We start from the raw sequence: 18,956 nt of genomic DNA on the forward strand, positions 1-18,956 counted from the left end.
AGGGACAAAGGATTCTTTTGCCGAATCTCTCTGTATGAACCGACGTGTGTTTCTCGCCACTAGCTTTGCCCTCGCCGCTGCTCCGACACTTGCACAGGACAAAGAGCCCAAAGAAAAGAAAGAGCCCAAAGCCAAGGCTATACCCGCTGAGATCCTGACGACAACCGACTTCCAGACGCCGCCGCTAGCCGCGCGGCCTCATACGTGGTGGCACTGGATGAACGGCAATATCTCCCACGAGGGCATCACGGCTGACTTGGAGGCGATGGCACAGGCGGGTATTGGTGGGGCGCAGATCTTCAATGTGGATCAGGGGATTCCGCTGGGCAAAGTGCTCTACATGACCCCCGAGTGGCGACAGGCGATGGTGCACGCCGCCAAAGAGGCCAAGCGAGTTGGGCTGGAGCTGTGCTTTCATAACTGCGCGGGCTGGTCGAGCTCCGGTGGCCCCTGGATCACGCCCGAGTTTTCCATGCAGGTACTCACTTGGTCCGAGACCACAGCGGTGGGTGGGACGAAGCTGATACTAACTCTCAAAGAGCCTGAAAAGCGCTCGGACTACTACAAAGATATCGCCGTGCTGGCGGTGAAAATCCCGGCGGCGGGCGACACGGTGCGCATCTCGAATATCCGTGCCAAGGCGCTCTTTGACCGGGGCGGTGATGGGCTAGGGCTCAATGTCAAGGGGGCCGCAGGCGAGGGGCAGGCCACCGAGGCCGCGACTCCCTGGGCCGATGTGGTGATGCTTCAGTGCACAGCCGACGGTAAGCTGACCTGGGACGCGCCCGCGGGGAGCTGGCTGCTATTGCGTATGGGGCACACAACCACAGGCGCAATGAACGCCCCTGCGCCCGAGGCGGGCCGTGGGCTGGAGTGCGACAAGCTGAGCCGGGAGGCTATCGAGCTGCACTGGGAAAAGGGTGTCGCGCCTGTGCTTGCCGACATGGGGCCGGATTTGGTGGGTAAGTCGCTGAACAATGCGCTGATTGACTCCTACGAGATGGGCAGCCAGAACTGGACCCCCAAGCTGCGCCGGGCGTTTATCGCACAGCACCGCTACGACCCTCTGCCCTGGCTTCCCGTGGTCACCGGGCGCGTGATCGGAAGCGCCGAGCAGTCCGAGCGCTTCTTGTGGGACTGGCGCCGCACGATTGCGGATTTGTTTGCGGACAACTACACGGGGCGTTTTAAAGAGCTCTGTCATGACAATAAGCTCCAGTTTTCGGTGGAGCCGTATGGCAATGGGCCCTTTGATAATCTGCAGATCGGGATGCAGGGCGATATTTTGATGGGTGAGTTCTGGGTGCCTGGCGGCAGTGCGGGCGAGACCGTCAAGATCGCGGCGAGCTGCGCCCACGTGATGGGCCGAAAGATTGTGGGGGCGGAGTCTTTCACGGCGGGCGAGAATGAGGGGCGCTGGCAGGTGGAGCCCTATGGCATTAAGGCGCTCGGGGACCGGATGTTCTCTCAGGGCGTGAACCGCTATATCTTCCACCGTTATGCCCATCAGCCGTGGCTGGATCTGAAGCCCGGGATGACGATGGGGCCGTGGGGCTCGCACCTAGAGCGCACGCAGACCTGGTGGAAGCAAGCGGGAACCTGGCTGACCTATGTCGCCCGCTGTCAGCATCTGCTTCAGTCCGGGCGCTTTGTGGCCGATGTACTGACGTTCTGTGGCGACGATGCCCCCAACGATCTCTATCGCCCCAGCCTGCCGCCCGGCTACGACTACGACGGCTGCGATCGCACGGCGCTGCTGACCGCCAAAGTGGAGAAAGGCGAGCTGGTCTTGCCGAGTGGGGCGCGCTACAAAGTGCTGATGATCCCTGATTCCGTGTGGCTGACGCCCCAGACCACGGCCAAGCTCGCGGAGCTAAGCAAGGCGGGTGCGAAGATCGTGGGCCGCAAGCCCGAGAAGTCTCCCAGTCTGGTGGGCTACCCCGCGTGCGATGCCGAAGTTAAAGCGCTCGCCGCGCAGCTTACTCTGACGACACTGACAGCCGCGCTGCCCGCGCCCGATGTGATCGTGCCTAAGGCGACGCCCTTTGTCTGGCTGCACCGAAGCACCCCCGATGCCGAGATTTATTTCGTCAGTAATCAGCGCTACACGAATCAGAAAGCCACGGTAGGCTTTAGAACTCTAGGCCGCGCTCCCGAGCTCTGGCACCCAGAGACGGGCGCAACCGAGGCCGCTCCACTCTGGCAGGCCGATAAGACCCACACCAATATTACGCTTCAACTCGGCCCTGCAGAGTCGGTGTTTGTAGTGTTTCGCAAAAGTGCAAAGCCCGGCAAGCAGCTCACCAAGATCGAGCGCACGGGCGGCAGTTTGAATCCCCCCCGTCCCCCCGTTCTCGCAATTATCTCCGCACGCTACGAGGCTACCGACGGTGCGGGCGGCGCGGACGTGACGGCAAAAGTGAAAGAGCTGGTCGCGGCAGGCGAGACTGAGATTCCCGCCACCAACGCGCTCTTTGGCGACCCGATCAGCTTGCATGTCAAGCACCTGAAAATCTCCTACACACTTGATGGTAAGCCCAAACAGAAGACCGTCGGCGAGAACGAGATACTTGTTCTGCTGGGTAGCGGTCCGGACAACGCACTCCCTGAGTTCGCGCTCACGGGCGGAAAGCTGCTCGCCTACACGCCTGGCACCTACGCCTTCACCGACCCGCGCGGCGCGATCAAGCAAGTCACTGCCCCCGCGCTCCGCGAGACGGTGCTCACCGGCTGGGCGCTTACGTTCCCCGGCCAAGCGCCACGCACACTCGAAAAACTGGTCTCCTGGACGGAGTTTACGGAGCCCGATGCCAAGTACTTCTCCGGCACCGCGAGCTACAAAACTAGCTTCCCGCACACGCTCGACCCGACCCGCGCGGTGATCCTAGATCTGGGAATAGTGAAGAACTTCGCCGATGTGCTTCTCAACGGCCAGTCGCTGGGCACGCTCTGGAAGGCCCCATGGCGCTTGGATATTACGGAGCTGGTGCGCCCCGGCAGCAACACGCTGGAGGTCAAGATTACCAACCTCTGGGTCAATCGGCTTATCGGCGACGAGCAGCTCCCCCCGGAAGAGGGTGTCGAGTGGACGGGCAAGACCGGCCCGATCAAGGCTTGGCCCAAGTGGCTCCTCGAAGGCAAGCCCCGCCCCACCACCGAGCGCATCACTTTTACCACCTGGCGCTACTGGACCCGCGACGACAAACCCCTCGACTCCGGCCTCCTCGGCCCCGCAAGAATCCTGCTTGTGCCGATCCTGACTGTGTAGATGTTTCTTGACCTCAGGCGGCTTTGGCTGCCTCAGCGAGAGTGTGGAAGCGGAAGCCGTCGCGACCTGCTTGTTTGGCTTGGTAGAGGGCGGTGTCGGCGCGGTGGACGACATCCTCGGGGCGCTCGCCGGGGAGGTAGGAGGCTCCTCTGATACTGAGCGTGATCGGCAGGTCGTTGGCATAGCGACGTTCACGCACGGCACTGACGAGGCGGAGGGCAAGCTTTTGGGCTTCCTCATCGGCGGTGTTGGGCAGGAGCAGGAGAAACTCCTCGCCGCCCCAGCGGCCCAGTAAGTCTCCCGAGCGCAGGCAGGTGCTCAAGTGCTGGCTCAGCTCCTTCAGAACCACGTCCCCTCGATTATGGCCGTGCTGATCGTTGACCTGCTTGAAGTGGTCTATGTCGAGCAGCAGTAAAACAAAAGGGTGGGGGCTCTGGACACTGCGCTCCAGGCAGAGCTGCATCTGCCGTCGGTTGATGAGCTGGGTGAGCGCATCCGTGTCGGCGAGAGTTTGCACTTTCCCCAGGTGCTGCCGGATATCCGAGTTAAGCCCCAGGATACAGATGGTGATCATGCTGGCGATGAAGTATTGAGTAAAGCTCAGCTCAATCTCAGGGGTTGGATGAAACTTACGTAAACCACTGAGATAGATCGCAATATGGGTGGCTAAAAATGCAAAACTGACCCAGCGTGCCCGGTGGCTATCCAGGGAGAGAAAAAGGAGCAGGAACATCACAAACATCCAGCCAAAATTACCTGGGTCACCGTACCGATAGAGGAGGCCCGTCACGGAGTGCTCCAACTGCTCTAGATAGATATGCAGGCAGGTCGGAATGGTGAAGGCCAGTGTCGCTTGCCGCCCCGAGATTCGATTTTTGAGAGTCAGCATCCAGATGATGGTAAAGATAATGCTCAGCAAAGGTAAGCCGTAGTGTGCAACTTGGGTGGCATTCTTAATCTGAGTGTTTTGCCATATAGAAAGCAGCAGCGTCAGGATCCCGACCGGAGTGAGCACAAGTGTCAGGCGGCGGAGTTTCTCCTCGATTAGAGGCGGCAAACTGAAAGGTTCAGACACTTCCGACATAGATTTGTCTTATTTTCGGATCAACTTGTCAGGTTCAACAGAGGCAACGTGAGGAGCACTGTCGAAATTGTGTGTTATGACGATTGATCGAAAAGCGCTGGTGACGCGTCACGATGTGGTGCTCACCAAACCCGATGCCCTGACACCGCTTCAAGTGGGCAACGGGGAGTTTGCCTTTGCCGTGGACATTACAGGCTTGCAGAGCTTTCCTGAGTTTCATAAAAATTCGATGCAGCTCGGGACACAGTCGCAGTGGGGCTGGCGCTCCGAGGCAAACCCAGCGGGCTACACGCTGGAGCAGACCGAGACGCGCTACGGCGGCATCCCCTATCCCGACCAGTCCACCACGCCTGCGGGGCTCTGGCTCCGGGAGAACCCGCACCGCTTGCATTTGGGGCTACTTGGTTTTGCGGGGCTAGAGCTCGCGGCGCTGAGTGAAATGCGGCAGCGGCTCATCCTCTGGGAAGGGCGTATCGAGAGTGCGTTCCAGCTTGCCGGAAAGCCCGTCACGGTTGAGACGCTCTGTCACCCGACGCTGGACTTGGTGGCAGTCAAGCTCTCGCCCGGAGCGCCGCCACTTCAGCTACACTTTCCTGGCCCCGCAAAAGACTGGCAAGGGCACACCGAGAGCGAGCATCACACAACAAAAGCGACGATTCAGACCACCCGCGCCGATTTTGTGCGCGAGAGCTACCACGCGGCGCTGGCGTTCTCCAAAGGCGCGACACTCACTCAGAGTGGGCCACACACGTTTCTGCTCACGGGTGCACGCGAGATTATCCTGGCTTTTTCCGAGATTCTCCTGCCCGAGAAACTACCGAGCATTGTTGAAACAAAGCGCACGACACTGCGCCACTGGGAGCGCTTCTGGAGCACGGGCGGTGCGCTGGAATTAGGTAGCTCCGCGCCCGAGCGTGAGCTGGAAAGGCGCATTGTCCTCTCCCAGTACCTCACCGCGATCCAGTGCGCCGGGTCGCGGCCCCCGCAGGAAACAGGACTGGTGCAGAACTCCTGGCACGGGAAGTTTCACCTGGAGATGCATCTATGGCACGCCGCACACTTCCCTCTCTGGGGTCGTCCTGCGCTGCTGGAGCGCAGCCTGCCCTGGTACGAAAAGATACTCCCACGGGCACAGGCGACGGCGCGAAAACAGGGCTTTGCCGGGGTGCGCTGGCCCAAGATGGTCGGCGATGACGGACGCGAGAGCCCCAGCCCTGTCGGTGTCTTTCTGCTCTGGCAGCAGCCCCACCCGATTTTTTATGCCGAGCTGCTCTACAAGGCCAAGCCGACCCGAACAACGCTGGAGCGCTACAAAACGCTGGTGCACGAGACGGCGGCGTTTCTGGCGAGCTATGCCAAAAACGGTCAGCTTGGGCCGAACTTAATTCCCGCGCAGGAGAGCTATAAGCCCGCCACGACGCTCAACCCGACCTTTGAGCTGGCCTATGTCTGGTGGGCTTTGGAGGCCGCGCAGCTCTGGCGCACACGGCTCGGGCAGATGCGTGAACCCGAGTGGGACAGAGTACGCGACGCATTGCCAAAGCCCATGATTCGCGAAGGAGTCTACACGGCGATTGCGACAGCTCCCTACACAGTTACCCGCGACCATCCCTCAATGACAGCGGCGTATGGCCTGCTCCCAAAAACGCCGCTGATTGACCCAGAGATTATGCACCGCACGCTGCTAGAAGTGGAGAAAACCTGGGACTGGCAAAGCACCTGGGGCTGGGACTACCCGATGCTCGCCATGACCGCCGCGCGCCTCAAGCTCCCCGAGCTTGCCGTGAAGTTTCTGCTCCTAGAGACGCCCAAGAACCGTTATCTGGCCAGTGGTCACAACTACCAGCGGCCTAACCTGCCGCTTTATCTTCCTGGCAATGGTGGCCTGCTCTGGGCCGTCGCGCTGATGGTGAGCGAGAAAGCCTTCCCGGCAAGCTGGACGGTAAAAAGTGAGGGACTGAGTGCGCCAATCTAGCCATCTTCGGGGTTGTCGGCATCGGAGGGCTTGGGGCCGACCGTCATGATCCAGCGGACATCGAGGGCTTCCCACTCGTAGATCGCACCCTCGCCGCCGCCGTTCCAGTAGCGGTTGCCCGTGGGAGAAAGCTCACCGTCGGGGCTGTTGCGGTGCGCGGTGAGTGTCTGGTTCCCGGCGGGATCGTTGACAATGATGCGCTTGCCATCCGAGACATAACCCCGTGCCGTCATGAGATGGCCCGCGGGTGTCACACGCGTGCCCAGAATCACGGGACGTCCTGCACTGAGCTCGGCCTTAACTCGCGCAAAAGTTGCTTTCTCGTTGTAGAGAATCGCGGCAGTAGGGAAGTCGGTCTTCAGATAGGCCAGCATCTTGGCGTGCACTGCGCCGCTATTCGGCTCGCAGACCGCATCGTCTATTTCTTTAATGTAGCCGCCCCAAGCGCTGGTGTGTGGGTAGGAGGCCGAGATAGACACAGGCTTGGGAGGCCGCTTGCCCAGCCCTCCCAGCAGCATGATCATCGCGCACGGGCCGCACGAGCCCGCCCCATCAAAGTCGTCGGGCGAGTCCCAGACTTGCATGACGTAGGGAAGCTTGAGGTTCACGACGGGCAATGCGGCAGGAAGCGGCGCTACCTCGCCAAAGTGCCACGGCGCAGGCGGCCCGGTGGGAGCGCTCCGGCCCCAGGCGAGCTTCTCAGGCGACGGTCGCGTGACGGCAATTTTTGCAAAGCGTCCCTCGCCGCCTGAGGCCAGCGCATCCAGCATCTGATTGGCGTAGACATGGCTCGCCGCGCCCTCTTTGCCCGTGCCGTAGCGCCCCAGAGCGTAGAACCAGCTCTCTAGGATATTGCGCCCGTCTTCAAGGCGGCCATTGCCCATAATCGGAGCGCGGTTCCAGCACAGATAGAGCTGCCGTGCGCCTTCGTTGATGTTATAGCGCAGGTCAGAGGCGAGCCTCTCGCTGTCTGTTCTGCCCGCCATGACCACGCCGAGCACACCGACACGCTCGGCAGTGCGATGGGCTTGCTGCCAGCGGCTCTCGTGCCAGGCGAGCGCGTGCAAAAGTGCTGTAGGAATCCGCCAGCAGCGTGCAGCCTCATCAAGCAGAGCAGGGATCGAAAGCATGGTTTATTTTACCGCCCGTATTGGGTCGCCTCGGTTCATCGGAGCAGTTCGGATAAAATATTTCCATGCGTGTTCTTCAAACAATTCGTACCGGGCCAGACACCTGCAGCTACCTACCAAATCGGCGGTCAACGATGGAGAACTTAGTCGTGGGACAGCTCAGCGCGGCGGAGTACGAACAAAAGATGGACGAAGGCTGGCGCAAGTTTGGGCCCGTGCTCTTTCATCCCGTCTGTGCCGAGTGCAACGAGTGCCGCCCACTGCGAATCCCCGTGGCGGAGTTCTCTCCGAGTCGCTCCCAGCGTCGGGCGCTGGCAAAGAATGCGGATTTAGAAGTGTGCTACGGGCAGCCTGTCGTAGACGACACACGACTGGCGCTCTACAACCGCTACCACACGAAGCAAGAGATGCAAAAAGGCTGGCCTGAGGGCGAGCGATCCACCGAGGACTACGCCTTCTCTTTTGTCCATAACCCGATTCCCACCGTGGAGATTAGTGTCTGGGAGGGGAAAATTCTGCGGGCGATTGTCTTGACGGATGTGACACCGAGTACGGTCTCTGGGGTCTACCACTACTATGAGCCTGAGGCGGAGAGCCGCAGCCTGGGGACTTTTGCAATGCTTCAGACCATTATCCTGGCCCAAAAACTAACGAAGCCCTGGGCCTACTTTGGCTACTGGGTGGCGGCATGCCCGAGTCTCTCCTACAAAGCCAACTTTCAGCCCTGTGAGATTTTGACCGAGACGGGGAACTGGGAAGCGTACTCCTCGTAGAATTACGAGGTTGACTGCTAAAAATACGGGGTATAATAGCCTGTATTTTTAGCAGGAGTGGGAATCATGACCAACAAGGTTTTTCTTACGGCGCTAGCAACCCTCGCACTAGCAGGTGGTGCACGGGCACAGATCGTTTACGCCAACGATTTTGAGGCAACGGAGGGTGGTTTTACCGTAGGGGGGCTCGTTAGCCATCCTAATACGACGAATGCTCTGGGAGCGACCTCGCAGTTTCTCGGGCTGTTCTCTGATAATCTGGCCACTACCCTGACACTAACCGGATTGGTTCCTGGGACTCTCTACGATCTGACCCTGGATCTTCTCGTGAAGGGCTCTTGGGATGGCAACGATGGAGTTGTCGGGCCGGATATTTGGCGCGTGATGGCTGGTGGGGGCGTGCTGGTGGAGACAACATTCTCCAATGTGGCTGGCTCCAATCAGTCTTTTTCACCAGGAAACTCGATTGGTGTCGCGAACAATGTGCCGGGCACGGGAGCGGAGTTCTCAAACGCGGATGTCTATGGGATCTTCGATGGCTACTCCCTCTACAGATTCGATGCCGTTTCTAATCCGCAGATAGAGTTCACGGCGGCCAGCGATACGGTAGTCCTGACATTTGAGGGGCAGAATCTCCAGGGTGTTTCTGATGAGTCCTGGGCGATTGACAATGTGGCGGTCACGGGTCCTGGGGGCGGGCCGGGAAATGCGATTCCTGAGCCCGGCGCACTGGCACTGGCTACTCTGGGCGGGCTGGCGCTGCTGTGCCGTCGTAAGTAGCTGAGACGTGAGAGTTGATCTTCTCATTACAGATGCCCGTGTCATGGATGGCACGGGCAATCCCTTTTTTTACGCCGATGTTGCCGTGGCGGGGGAGCGCATTGTCGCCGTGACTGCACCGGGGCACTTTCCTCGGGAGAATGCCACTCAGGTGCTCTGTGCGTCGGGCAAGGTTCTCTGTCCGGGCTTCATTGATATCCAGAGCCACTCGCTCCATCCCTATCTTACGGAGGGACGGGGACTCTCGAAAGTTACCCAAGGCGTCACGACGGAGATTCTAGGTGAGCTCTGGACTCCCGCACCGTTTGGGGGCAGACGAACCGAGCGGCAGAGCGACACTCAGACCTGGCGGCACTTTTCAGACTGGCTGAAGCACTACGAGGCCCGTGGCGTCTCCGTGAATGTGGGTAGCTTTGTCGGTGGCGGCAGCGTTCGAGAGTGGGCTTGTGGCTGGGACGCCGCTGTGCCTTCCGATGATCAGCTAGAGCAGATGCGCCGTGTCACGGCGGAGGCGATGGAAGAGGGGGCATTTGGAATCGCACCCGCGCTGATCTATCCGCCCGACTCCTACTCCACCGACCATCAGCTTACTGAGTGCGCCAGAGTGGTCGGGCGCTACGGGGGGCTCTATATCGTCCACCTGCGCTCCGAGGGCGATGGCCTGCTGGAGAGTATTGAGGCCACTGCGCAGCTCTCGGAGCTCTCAGGCTGCCCCGTGGAGATCTACCACTTGAAAGCGTCGGGCGAGCGTAACTGGGACAAGATGCCCCGCGCTATTGAACGCATCAGTGAGCTTCGAGAGCAAGGAATAGATATTACGGCGGACATGTACCCGTATGTCGCCAGCGGCACAGGGCTCTCGGTGCTGATTCCCACCTGGGCGCACGAGGGTGGGCGCCTCTACGAAAACCTTGCCGACCCCGCCATGCGCCGTCGCATCCACGCGGAGATGAGCGCACCGCAAGCCGCAACCGGCGACTTTGCCAGTAGCGACCGGGGCGGCCATGTCATGCCCCTCGGTTTTTTGCAGGACGAAAACAGGCGCTTTATCGGGTTGCGCCTCACGCAGATCGCCGAGCAGCTTGGCTGCGACTGGGCAAACGCCACCATAGATCTCCTTCTCTCGGAGAACCAGCGCATTGGTACCGTGTTCTTCTCGATGTGCGAGGAGAATCTGCGGCTCCAGCTCCAGCAGCCCTGGATAAAAATCAGTACCGACGCGGGTGGCCTCGACCCCGCGACTCAGGCCACACCCGTGCATCCCCGCGCCTACGGAACCTACACGCGCGTGCTGGGTAAATACGTCCGCGACGAGTGCCTCCTCACCTGGGAAGACGCCATTCGCAAGATGACTAGCGCCGTCGCCGAGCGTCTGCGCCTTCGTGATCGAGGCCAGATACGCGAAAACTTCTTCGCCGATTTAGTCATTTTTGATCCCGCCACCATCTCTGATCGCGCGACTTTTACCGACCCACATCAGCTCTCCATCGGCATTGAGTGGGTTTTTGTCAATGGCAAGGCCGTGGTTCAGAACGGGGCGCACACGGGAGCGTTGCCCGGAAAAGCGCTACTCAGGGGCGGCTAGCGCACTTTTGCAGGCTTATTGGGCGCTTCTGCGGGGCGCTCGAAGTCAGTGTCAAGAACAAGAAGGGGTCGGTTGTTTTGTACCTGAGTGAGTGTCAGCACCAGCTCCAGGTTCGTACTCTTCTGACGCATCTGGAATGCCGTCTTGATGCCATCGGTGAGCCGCCAATCATTGAAGTAGGTGAGCGTGCTGATCTTGCCCTGCGGAGTTGCCTGAACCTGGTCTGTACGTGCCAGAAGAAGCGTAGTGGCATGATGGTACTGAATGATTGCTGCACTGCCGTCTTTGGGCCAGAGACGTAGCTTGTAGAAGCTGGCTGTGCTTGCTTTGCTCAGCCCTAGGTTCTCCACTTTCTTAAAGTAGCTACGCCAGCTCTGCGGTGCGCTGCTCTGGAGCGCTTGTAGCCGGAGCTGAGCGAGCTCCTCCCCCTGTAAGAGCCGTAGGCCCAGGTTTGGGTCGCGGGCCCAACCCTCTTTGCCATCGTAGCCTGTTGCGACTTCCCCGAGCTTGGGGAGAACCATGCGCAGAAGAAATTTCTGGGGCGCTTTGCTCTTTATTTCGACGGTGCCGAGCTGTTGTCCGGTAAGCTGCACGGTGCCAACCGCGACGGAGCTGGTGAGCTTGTTGTAGGCGGGGCCCCCCGTGTTCTTGACGAACCCATCGAGAACTTGCTCAGCGGTGAGCTTAGGTACCGCAGTAGGAGAGGTTTTACGTTGCATCGGTGGAATGATACCGTATCTTTTTTGACAAACAATAGTTCTTACTGCTATTTTCGCTGTTTAGGTTCAATCGCCATTGACACTTATAAACACATTGCGTTATAATGCCCCGCATAAGAGAGTGTAGGCTGAAATCACTGAGCGTGTTTTAGAGATACGTGAAAGAATCATCGCGGCGGCAGCCCGTGCGGGGCGCTCGCCCGACGAGATCACACTAGTAGGAGTTAGCAAACGTCACTCGGCGGAGTCCGTGCGTGCGGCATGGGCAGCGGGAGTGCGTGAGTTCGGGGAAAACTACGTCCAAGAGGCGCACGAAAAATGTGCGCAGTTGAGCGATCTGTCCGAGCTTCGTTGGCACTTGATTGGAAGCTTGCAATCGAATAAGGCACGGCTTGCTGTCTCACTCTTCGAGATGGTACAGACTGTGGATCGTCTCTCGCTGGCCCAGGCACTCTCGCGGGCGGCAGTCGAGCGACAGAAGGAGCTGTCGGTGCTTGTGGAGGTAAACCTTGCGGGAAGTGCGAACCGTGCAGGGGTTACTGAAGCGGACGCACTGGCGCTGTGTGAGCAGGTTTCGGTACTGCCGAACCTGCGACTTTCTGGGTTTATGGGAATGGCGCCTCTCTGTGCGGACGCGGAGGCGACACGACCCCATTTTGCCCGGTTGCGACAGCTCTTCGAGGGGTTGCCTGATGCACAGAGGCAAGTACTCTCGATGGGAATGTCGGGCGATTTTGAGGCGGCAATTGCCGAAGGAGCCACTCTGGTGCGGATCGGGACAGCTCTTTTTGGTCAGCGTCCGTCAGTAGTGTAACACTGTTATAAATTTTGGAGTTAGGAGCGAGGATCAATGTACAACAACGCCTACGAGCGTGACGAGGAGCAGGATGAACCTGCCGGGGGTGGGTTTAAAGAGCGGCTACGGAGTCTCTTTGGCCTGCGTCCCCCCCACACGGAAGTGGAAGATGACGAAGGGTTTGAGGATCCTGAGCCAATTACGCCGCGTGCTAGCCAGGCACTGCGCTCGGGCACTTCCGCAACAGCGACAGCAACGACGACTACAATGCCAGCGGCCATGACCACTCGTAATACCACTTATCGCCTCTCAACGGTGCGTGATGGTTCCATTACTATTATGCCCGCGGGTTCGTTCGCCGATGTCCAGAAAGCGGCTGATCGTCTCAAGCAAGGGGAGCCCCAGATCCTTAATTTGGAGAAGACCCCGCCTGAGGTTGCCGAGCGCCTGATTGACTTCCTCAATGGCGTTACTTACGCACTTGATGGGTACGTCGAGAAGATCGCAGAGGGAGCGTATCTCTTCACGCCCGCCAATGTCATGATCCATGCCGACAAGCCCGGGGAGACTCCCAAGCCGTTCTTTGACCGGCTGTAGATGAATCTCGCCGTTATTGGAACGGGGAAATTGGGTGGGGCGATTCTGCGGGGCTGGGTGCGTGCCGGGCTCGTTGCTCCTGCGGAGCTCACCCTGCCGGATCGGGCTTCGGGGCGCGTTCTAGCCGCTGAGCTGGGCGCGTGTGTGGCGGGCTCCAACTCGGAGACGGTGGCAGGAGCGGAGGTGCTCCTGCTGGCCGTCAAGCCCTATCAGCTTGTCTCCGTGCTCACGGAGATCCGTGAGGCGCTCTCACCAGGTTGCATCGTCGTCTCGGTGGCGGCAGGTGTCCCCACGAGTGCACTGGAAGCGGCTTTGCCTGGCAGGCAGGCGGTCCTGCGGGTACTTCCCAATACACCAGCCCAGATAGGCGCGTCGGCGTCGGCTCTCTGTCGGGGGAAGTTTGCCACGGAGGAGCAGACAGCCACCGTCGTACGGCTCTTCTTGGCACTGGGGCTCTGCCTGGAAGTCGCAGAGAGCCAGATGGATGCCGTGGTTGGCGTCGCCGCTTCCGGGGTTGCCTTTGTCTATCTTTTTCTGGAAGCCCTCACCGAGGGAGGAGTACTGATGGGCTTATCGCGACCGGCTGCCCGTCAGCTCGCCGCACAGACACTGATCGGCGCGGGGCGTATGGCTCTTGAAACCGGCCAGCATCCCATGGAGCTCAAAGACGCCGTGACGACCCCAGCGGGCACGACGATGGCGGGAATCGCAGTGCTGGAGAGGGCAGCCTTTCGTGGAATTGTCATGGAAGCCGTCCGCACCGCCACCGAGCGCTCCGCTGAGCTGGGCAGATGACACTTGAGCTTTGCAGATGACACTCGAAGAAAAAGTCGGGCAGCTCTGTTGCTTTGGCTGGCACGGTCGCGCGGCACTTGACGACCAGGCACGTTTTTGTGTCCAGGAGCTACACGCGGGCGGTATGATTGTGATGGGGCGCAACCTACATGACACAAGCCAGAAGCCCGTGCCCCACATTGATGCCGTTGCCGTCCGCGCCATGCTAGACGAGCTCCAGAATCTAGCGTGCACTCCCCTACTGATCGCAACGGATCAGGAAGGTGGCCGTGTAGCCCGCTTTGGCACGGTGCCCTTTACTCGGATGCCAGCCGCCGCCGCACTCACGACACCCGAGGAGGCGTATCGTGCCGCCTACCAAACGGGACTGGAGCTGCGCTGCGTGGGCGTGAATACCAATTTTGCTCCCGTGGCGGATATTAACTCTAACCCCACTAACCCCGTGATAGGGGACCGGAGCTTTGGGGCGACGGTTACGGAAGTTGTCCCGTTTGTTGAGGCTCAGGTGCGTGGCTACGGTGCAGCGGGGATGCTGGCCTGCTTGAAACACTTCCCGGGCCATGGTGACACCGCCACGGACTCACACTACGCTCTACCCATCCTGCAGCACACGCTCCAAACCATGCAAAGCCGTGAACTGGTGCCATTTCGGGCAGGAATCGCTGCCGGAGTGCCCGTGGTGATGACAGCGCATATCTTATTTCCTGCGCTAGACACCGAGGTGCCCGCGACCATGAGCCACGCTATTCTCACGGGCCTGCTCCGCGAGACACTGGGTTTTGGGGGCCTGATTATCACTGACTGCCTGGAGATGAAAGCCGTCGCTGAGGGCTGGGGAACGGCACAGGCCGCGCTGGCCGCGATCAAGGCGGGAGCCGATATGGTGCTGGTCTGCCACACGCTAGAGCGACAAAAAGAAACCTACGAGACGCTGCTTGCCGCCGCCCGCTCTGGTGCGCTGCCGAGGGCTCGCCTCGATGAGGCCGTGGCGCACGTACAGGCGGCAAAAGCAAACCTGTCCAGCCTTCCTTTTGATCCTGTACTACTTGGGGGAAGGCGACATGAGCAGGCCGTTACGACACTTGGCGCGGACGCGCCACGGTAAAGCCTGCCACATCTAGCCCGCGCCGCAGAAAAGGATGCTCCCCGACCAGCTTCCAGAGCAGACCGGTTTTGGAGTTTTCCCAAGCAAGAAGCGCCATGCCCAGATCAATGCCGATCACATCGGTGTCGAACCAGCTCTTGTCGGCGTTGAGGGCGTTGGAGAGGCCGTAGCGCCCGGCAATTTTGTCTCCGAAGCGCCGCTGGAGCGAAGCGAGGGCTTTGCTCGTTTGCTCCGGAACGAAGAGAATCCCGGCTAAGGCAGCCGTCGGTGCGACCGTGCCGTCGTGATCGCCTTCCCGTGGGGATTGCGCACCGTAGCCAATGGGAGGAGGCTGATCACACGCCGTGATGCCCCAGATGCCCTCGCGGTAAGTCACATATTTCTCCGCGTTCTGGGCACAGAAGGCGATATTTTTCTCGTGGGAGCGCGTGAAGATTTTCCACCAGTCGCGCCCTTGGCGATCCTCCAGGCCCTTTAGGTTGACATAGCCCGGCGTCATCTGTGCCCAGAAAGCGGGCACGGCAGAGTTTTCGGTGAAAGTCAGGGCATCCCAGGCGGACTGTGGGAGGGAATGCTCGGGAACACCTAGTGCTAGGAGGTAGAGATAGCTCGCCTCCGTGTAGCCCGTCCAGCGTGCCTCTAGGAAGCCTGACTCCGGCTTCCAGCCCATGCTCGGCGCGGACGCGGCGTTCTGCATCCAGCGCCAGTCCGCCCTGGCTACCAGTGCATCGGCACGCTCGGCGCACTCTCCGCCAAAGAAGCGTCCCGTCGCCAGTGCTCCCAGAAAGAGCAGCGTGGAGTCAATGGAGGAGAGTTCGCAGCTCCAGACCCGCTTGCCCTCTCGCCAGTCAAGAAAATGGTAGAAAAAACCTTTGTTGGGAGATACTCCCTCGCTGAGGAAACGTAGAGTCAGAAGTGCGCGTCGCTCGGCGTCTGTCTTTGTTACCCAGCCCCGGCTTACTCCAATGGGGAGTGCCGCGAGTGCATAGCCTGTCGCGGCAACCGATGCCACCGTGTAGCTGTCGGCCTTTCCAATGTTCTTTGCCCGGTCTTTGGTGAGCCCGGTTTCCGGGTGTGTCTCGTGCCAGAAAAAGTCAAACGCACGATGGGCAAGTGTTTCCAGAGAGAGGCCAGTCTTCGTCATCGGCTAGTCTTCGTCATCGAAGGGTTCATCATCTGCGGCACCGGAAGTATCCGTGTAGTTGCTGATCTCCTCGCCACGGAAGACGGTGATCAGAAAGTCCTCACGGTCGAAGTTGGGCAGATACGACTGCGCAATATCATCATCTATCTGCGCGATGAGGCCCTCTTCCTGGTCAATAGGCAGATCCACTTCCAGAAGTAGAGTGCCGTGGATCGTGTCATGGGCGTAGTGCAGGTCAATCTGCCCGATGCGCCGGTCTTCATCCCAGATGAGATAGACCTCGCTGCTCTGGGTGCGGACAAGCCGAATGAGCTTGTAGTTTGTGGGGACGCGATCTTCGTTCATACCAGACAAAATAATACCGCCGGGTGAAGCGTTTCGCCCGGCGGTAGTCTTTTTCTTTTTAGGCCATGCCCGGTTCGAGGCGTGGTGGCCGTGTGTTACTTGGTCGCGTCGCCGAGGGTTCGCCGGGCTCCGATGGTGCCGGCGGGGCGGGTGGCTCCTGGGGCTTGCTCGGTGGCTGTGGCTTCCGTCCGCCGGTTGTGGGGGCAATAGCATCCTGGATTAAGGCCAGGAACTCGGTGCGATCCAGGGTCTCGCGCTCCACAAGAGCATCGGCCAGCCGGTCGAAGACGATACGGTTTGTGCGCAGAATATCCTCGGCACGCTGGTAGTTGCGGTCAATGATGCTCTGAATGTCTTCGTCTACAATCTTAGCCACTTCGTCCGAGTAATCCCGCTCCTCCATCATGCCGGTGGGGCCAAGGAAGTTTCCTCCGTGGCGCTTGCCGATCTGGCGATTGCCTAGGCGCTCGCTCATGCCGAACTCACAGACCATGGCGCGGGCGATCTCCGTCACGTTACCCAGGTCGCTTGATGCACCCGTGTCTAGGCCACCGTCTTGGCCGTAGGTGATGATCTCCGCGATTCGTCCTCCCAGCGCCATGGCGATCCGGTCCTCCATCTCGGCCTTGGTGTGGTTGTAGCGGTCCTCAGTGGGCAGTGTGATCGTCACCCCAAGGGCACGTCCCCGCGGCAGGATCGTCACTTTATGGAGGGGATTGGCATTCTCCAGCAGCTCCGCTACGAGAGCATGACCTGCTTCATGGATAGCAGTTCGACGCTTGGCCTCCGGAGTCATCAGGCGGTTCTTGCGGGCGGGGCCCATCATCTCCCGGTCAATGGCTTCCTCAAACTCAGCCATCTCGATACGGGTTTTCTCACGGCGCGCGGCTAAGATTGCCGCCTCGTTGACCAGGTTAGCCAGCTCAGCGCCTGCGAAGCCTGGTGTGCGCTTGGAGATGCTCTCCAGGTTAACGTCATCGCCCATGGGCTTACCACGGGTGTGCACGGCCAGAATCGCCTCACGGCCTTTCTGGTCGGGTGCATCTACCATCACTCGGCGGTCAAAACGTCCCGGGCGCAGAAGGGCGGGATCAAGAACATCGGGGCGGTTGGTGGCAGCGATCAGGATAACACCCGAGTTCGGATCAAAGCCATCCATCTCGACGAGGAGCTGGTTGAGGGTCTGCTCACGCTCGTCGTGGCCCCCGCCCCAGCCTGCTCCACGCTGCCGACCAACTGCATCAATCTCATCAATAAAGACGAGTGCTGGGCGGTTTTGCCGGGCGGTGTCAAAGAGGTCGCGGACACGGGAAGCTCCCACCCCGACAAACATCTCGACAAAATCGGAGCCGGAGATATGGAAGAAGGGAACACCTGCCTCCCCTGCAATAGCACGTGCCAGCAGGGTCTTGCCCGAACCGGGAGGGCCCAGCAGTAAAACTCCCTTGGGAATCTTAGCGCCAAGCGCCTGGAAGCGACGAGCATTCTTCAAGAAATCGACGATTTCCTGGAGCTCTTGCTTCGCTTCGTCCACGCCAGCAACATCGTCGAAGGTTACTTTTGGGATGTTCTCATTGGGGCGACGGATCCGTGATTTGGTAAAATTCAATGCCTGGTTGTTGCCATTTTGGGCCGCGCGGCTAAAGATGACGTAGATCACCACGCCCCCCAGCACGAGAGCCAGGATGGGGAAGAGAGATGCCAAAAGGTAGTCCATCGGGCCTTCGGGAATCTGGGAGAACCGAACATTTTTTTCAGTAAGTAGCTTACTGAGGCGGCTTCTCTCCACATCACTGGAGATGAGTGTTACCTGGAAATCAACCTTGTTCTCTGCAACTCCGGGCGTCGGGACAAACTTGCCGATAAAGATGTTCTTTTGGAAATTCCCCGAAGCGATAACATTGCCCTGGTTGATTTTCTCAATGAACTGACTGTATTCAAGCTGCTGCGGTTGGGGGAACCAGGGTAAGGATGTACGCGAGAGTGTCACCTTGACGAAGAACGCTAAGGTGAGCGCGAAAACAACCAGTAAACCTAGCCGTAAAGTACGGTTCAAACGGAAAGCCTCCTCGGGATGCCTGAGCCTCTAAAGTGCCTGAGCCACCCCGCCAACAGTACGGGTATTATACCACGCAAGCATTATTGGGCTTCGCGGCACTTCTCTCCACTCGCCCTCTGTACCAATAAGTACGCTCGCCTTCGCGAGAGGGTTCCCACAGAAGGTATACTCAGCGCTGTGCAGGAGGTTTTCTTTGTTCGCAGTCCGTCACCCGGTGCAGTGCTGCGCTTTCTGGAGCGGCTTGCACGGCGGGGGGAGGCTCTGCCCGATGCTGTCTGGATCTCCGATGCCACAGGGGAACCACCGTGGCGGGCACTTTCTGGCGACGGCTTGGAGGGGGTTGCTCCACGCCTCGCCCAGGCGTTTCCGCCTGAGGTGCTCTGGGTAGGACGGACACGTGAGGGCTGGCAGTGGCGACGGTTTGCCGACGACGGCACCCAGGAGTCGGGCACCCTGGGCAAGAAGCGCCTCTGGCAACCAAGCTCGCCCCTGGAGCGGTGGGGGAAGCCACTGGGACTTCCTCTGGCACGGCTAACGCACCCCCCTCGGATTCTGGACTATGCGACCGTGGCACAGCTAGACCAGCGCAGTCTCCTCCAGGAGGACACGCCCCGCCGCTACCACTTCTCACTAACTGAGGCCAAGCCAAAGTGAGCCTGCAATTTCGAGAACTGGAGCCTGGCGATATCGCTCTGTGTACGGAGTGACGACTCCCCCCGCTAAAGCTGGGGGCTTCTTGGGAAATCCATGAGGCAATCCTCTTGATTAACTCCCAAAGGCTCCGTCCGAGCCGTAGGCAAA

Annotated in this window: 16 protein-coding genes; 10 read left to right on the forward strand and 6 right to left on the reverse strand. The window is 59.7% G+C overall.

Translation table 11 applies throughout. The features are described 5' to 3' along the window. The first annotated feature begins 34 nt into the window (after window positions 1–34). A complete protein-coding gene (locus ACH2ED_RS02365) occupies window positions 35–3,268 on the forward strand; it encodes a glycosyl hydrolase (protein ID WP_395088589.1) in 3,234 nt (1,077 codons plus the stop codon). A 13-nt stretch (window positions 3,269–3,281) separates the two neighbouring features. On the opposite strand, the gene ACH2ED_RS02370 is transcribed toward ACH2ED_RS02365, so the two are convergent. After that, a complete protein-coding gene (locus tag ACH2ED_RS02370; RefSeq protein WP_395088590.1) occupies window positions 3,282–4,343 on the reverse strand; it encodes a GGDEF domain-containing protein in 1,062 nt (353 codons plus the stop codon). 85 nt (window positions 4,344–4,428) lie between these two features. Here ACH2ED_RS02370 and ACH2ED_RS02375 point away from each other — a divergent pair, with 85 nt between their 5' ends. Further along, entirely contained in the window at window positions 4,429–6,327 is a 1,899-nt protein-coding gene (locus ACH2ED_RS02375) for a glycoside hydrolase family 65 (RefSeq protein WP_395088591.1), read from the forward strand. Here ACH2ED_RS02375 and ACH2ED_RS02380 read toward each other — a convergent pair. Next, window positions 6,324–7,457: a C39 family peptidase gene (locus ACH2ED_RS02380; RefSeq protein ID WP_395088592.1), complete on the reverse strand. Its 1,134-nt coding sequence runs from the start codon at window positions 7,455–7,457 to the stop codon at window positions 6,324–6,326. The two genes, ACH2ED_RS02375 and ACH2ED_RS02380, sit on opposite strands and share 4 nt — an antisense overlap. 65 nt (window positions 7,458–7,522) lie before the next feature. Between ACH2ED_RS02380 and ACH2ED_RS02385 the strand changes: the two genes are divergently transcribed. The 3 genes from ACH2ED_RS02385 to ACH2ED_RS02395 all read left to right on the forward strand — a co-directional run bounded on the left by ACH2ED_RS02385 (window position 7,523) and on the right by ACH2ED_RS02395 (window position 10,595). Next, window positions 7,523–8,230, forward strand: coding sequence for an arginyltransferase (locus ACH2ED_RS02385; RefSeq protein WP_395088593.1), 708 nt, complete (start codon window positions 7,523–7,525; stop codon window positions 8,228–8,230). A gap of 66 nt (window positions 8,231–8,296) precedes the next feature. Then, a complete protein-coding gene (locus tag ACH2ED_RS02390) occupies window positions 8,297–9,010 on the forward strand; it encodes a PEP-CTERM sorting domain-containing protein (protein ID WP_395088594.1) in 714 nt (237 codons plus the stop codon). 7 nt (window positions 9,011–9,017) lie between these two features. Continuing rightward, on the forward strand, window positions 9,018–10,595 hold the full coding sequence (locus tag ACH2ED_RS02395) for an amidohydrolase family protein (RefSeq protein ID WP_395088596.1): 1,578 nt from the start codon (window positions 9,018–9,020) through the stop codon (window positions 10,593–10,595). On the opposite strand, the gene ACH2ED_RS02400 is transcribed toward ACH2ED_RS02395, so the two are convergent. Beyond that, entirely contained in the window at window positions 10,592–11,314 is a 723-nt protein-coding gene (locus ACH2ED_RS02400) for a hypothetical protein (protein WP_395088597.1), read from the reverse strand. The two genes, ACH2ED_RS02395 and ACH2ED_RS02400, sit on opposite strands and share 4 nt — an antisense overlap. A gap of 154 nt (window positions 11,315–11,468) precedes the next feature. On the opposite strand from ACH2ED_RS02400, the gene ACH2ED_RS02405 reads away from it, so the two are divergent. From ACH2ED_RS02405 to nagZ, 4 genes are read left to right on the forward strand one after another with little or no spacing between them, the layout of a single operon-like run. Further along, window positions 11,469–12,128 carry a YggS family pyridoxal phosphate-dependent enzyme gene (locus ACH2ED_RS02405; RefSeq protein WP_395088605.1) on the forward strand — a complete coding sequence of 220 codons (660 nt, stop codon included), beginning with the start codon at window positions 11,469–11,471 and terminating at the stop codon, window positions 12,126–12,128. 36 nt (window positions 12,129–12,164) lie between these two features. After that, entirely contained in the window at window positions 12,165–12,707 is a 543-nt protein-coding gene (locus ACH2ED_RS02410; RefSeq protein WP_395088598.1) for a cell division protein SepF, read from the forward strand. After that, window positions 12,708–13,502 (forward strand): pyrroline-5-carboxylate reductase, encoded by a 795-nt coding sequence (proC, locus tag ACH2ED_RS02415; protein ID WP_395088599.1) that lies wholly within the window; start codon window positions 12,708–12,710, stop codon window positions 13,500–13,502. It abuts the gene before it with no gap. A gap of 16 nt (window positions 13,503–13,518) precedes the next feature. Continuing rightward, window positions 13,519–14,607: a beta-N-acetylhexosaminidase gene (gene nagZ / locus ACH2ED_RS02420; RefSeq protein WP_395088600.1), complete on the forward strand. Its 1,089-nt coding sequence runs from the start codon at window positions 13,519–13,521 to the stop codon at window positions 14,605–14,607. On the opposite strand, the gene ACH2ED_RS02425 is transcribed toward nagZ, so the two are convergent. Genes ACH2ED_RS02425 through ftsH form a run of 3 tightly spaced genes read right to left on the reverse strand, consistent with a single transcriptional unit; the run spans window position 14,576 to window position 18,152 of the window. Further along, window positions 14,576–15,751: a glucoamylase family protein gene (locus tag ACH2ED_RS02425; RefSeq protein WP_395088602.1), complete on the reverse strand. Its 1,176-nt coding sequence runs from the start codon at window positions 15,749–15,751 to the stop codon at window positions 14,576–14,578. The two genes, nagZ and ACH2ED_RS02425, sit on opposite strands and share 32 nt — an antisense overlap. A 3-nt stretch (window positions 15,752–15,754) precedes the next feature. Continuing rightward, window positions 15,755–16,096: a hypothetical protein gene (locus ACH2ED_RS02430; RefSeq protein WP_309697849.1), complete on the reverse strand. Its 342-nt coding sequence runs from the start codon at window positions 16,094–16,096 to the stop codon at window positions 15,755–15,757. Window positions 16,097–16,154: 58 nt separating this feature from the next. Continuing rightward, entirely contained in the window at window positions 16,155–18,152 is a 1,998-nt protein-coding gene (ftsH, locus tag ACH2ED_RS02435) for an ATP-dependent zinc metalloprotease FtsH (RefSeq protein ID WP_395088603.1), read from the reverse strand. A gap of 180 nt (window positions 18,153–18,332) precedes the next feature. Between ftsH and ACH2ED_RS02440 the strand changes: the two genes are divergently transcribed. Continuing rightward, window positions 18,333–18,809 (forward strand): hypothetical protein, encoded by a 477-nt coding sequence (locus tag ACH2ED_RS02440; RefSeq protein ID WP_395088604.1) that lies wholly within the window; start codon window positions 18,333–18,335, stop codon window positions 18,807–18,809. Window positions 18,810–18,956 lie beyond the last annotated feature (147 nt).

The organism is Armatimonas sp., assembly GCF_043757465.1.
In the GTDB taxonomy this organism is placed as follows: Bacteria; Armatimonadota; Armatimonadia; order Armatimonadales; family Armatimonadaceae; genus Armatimonas.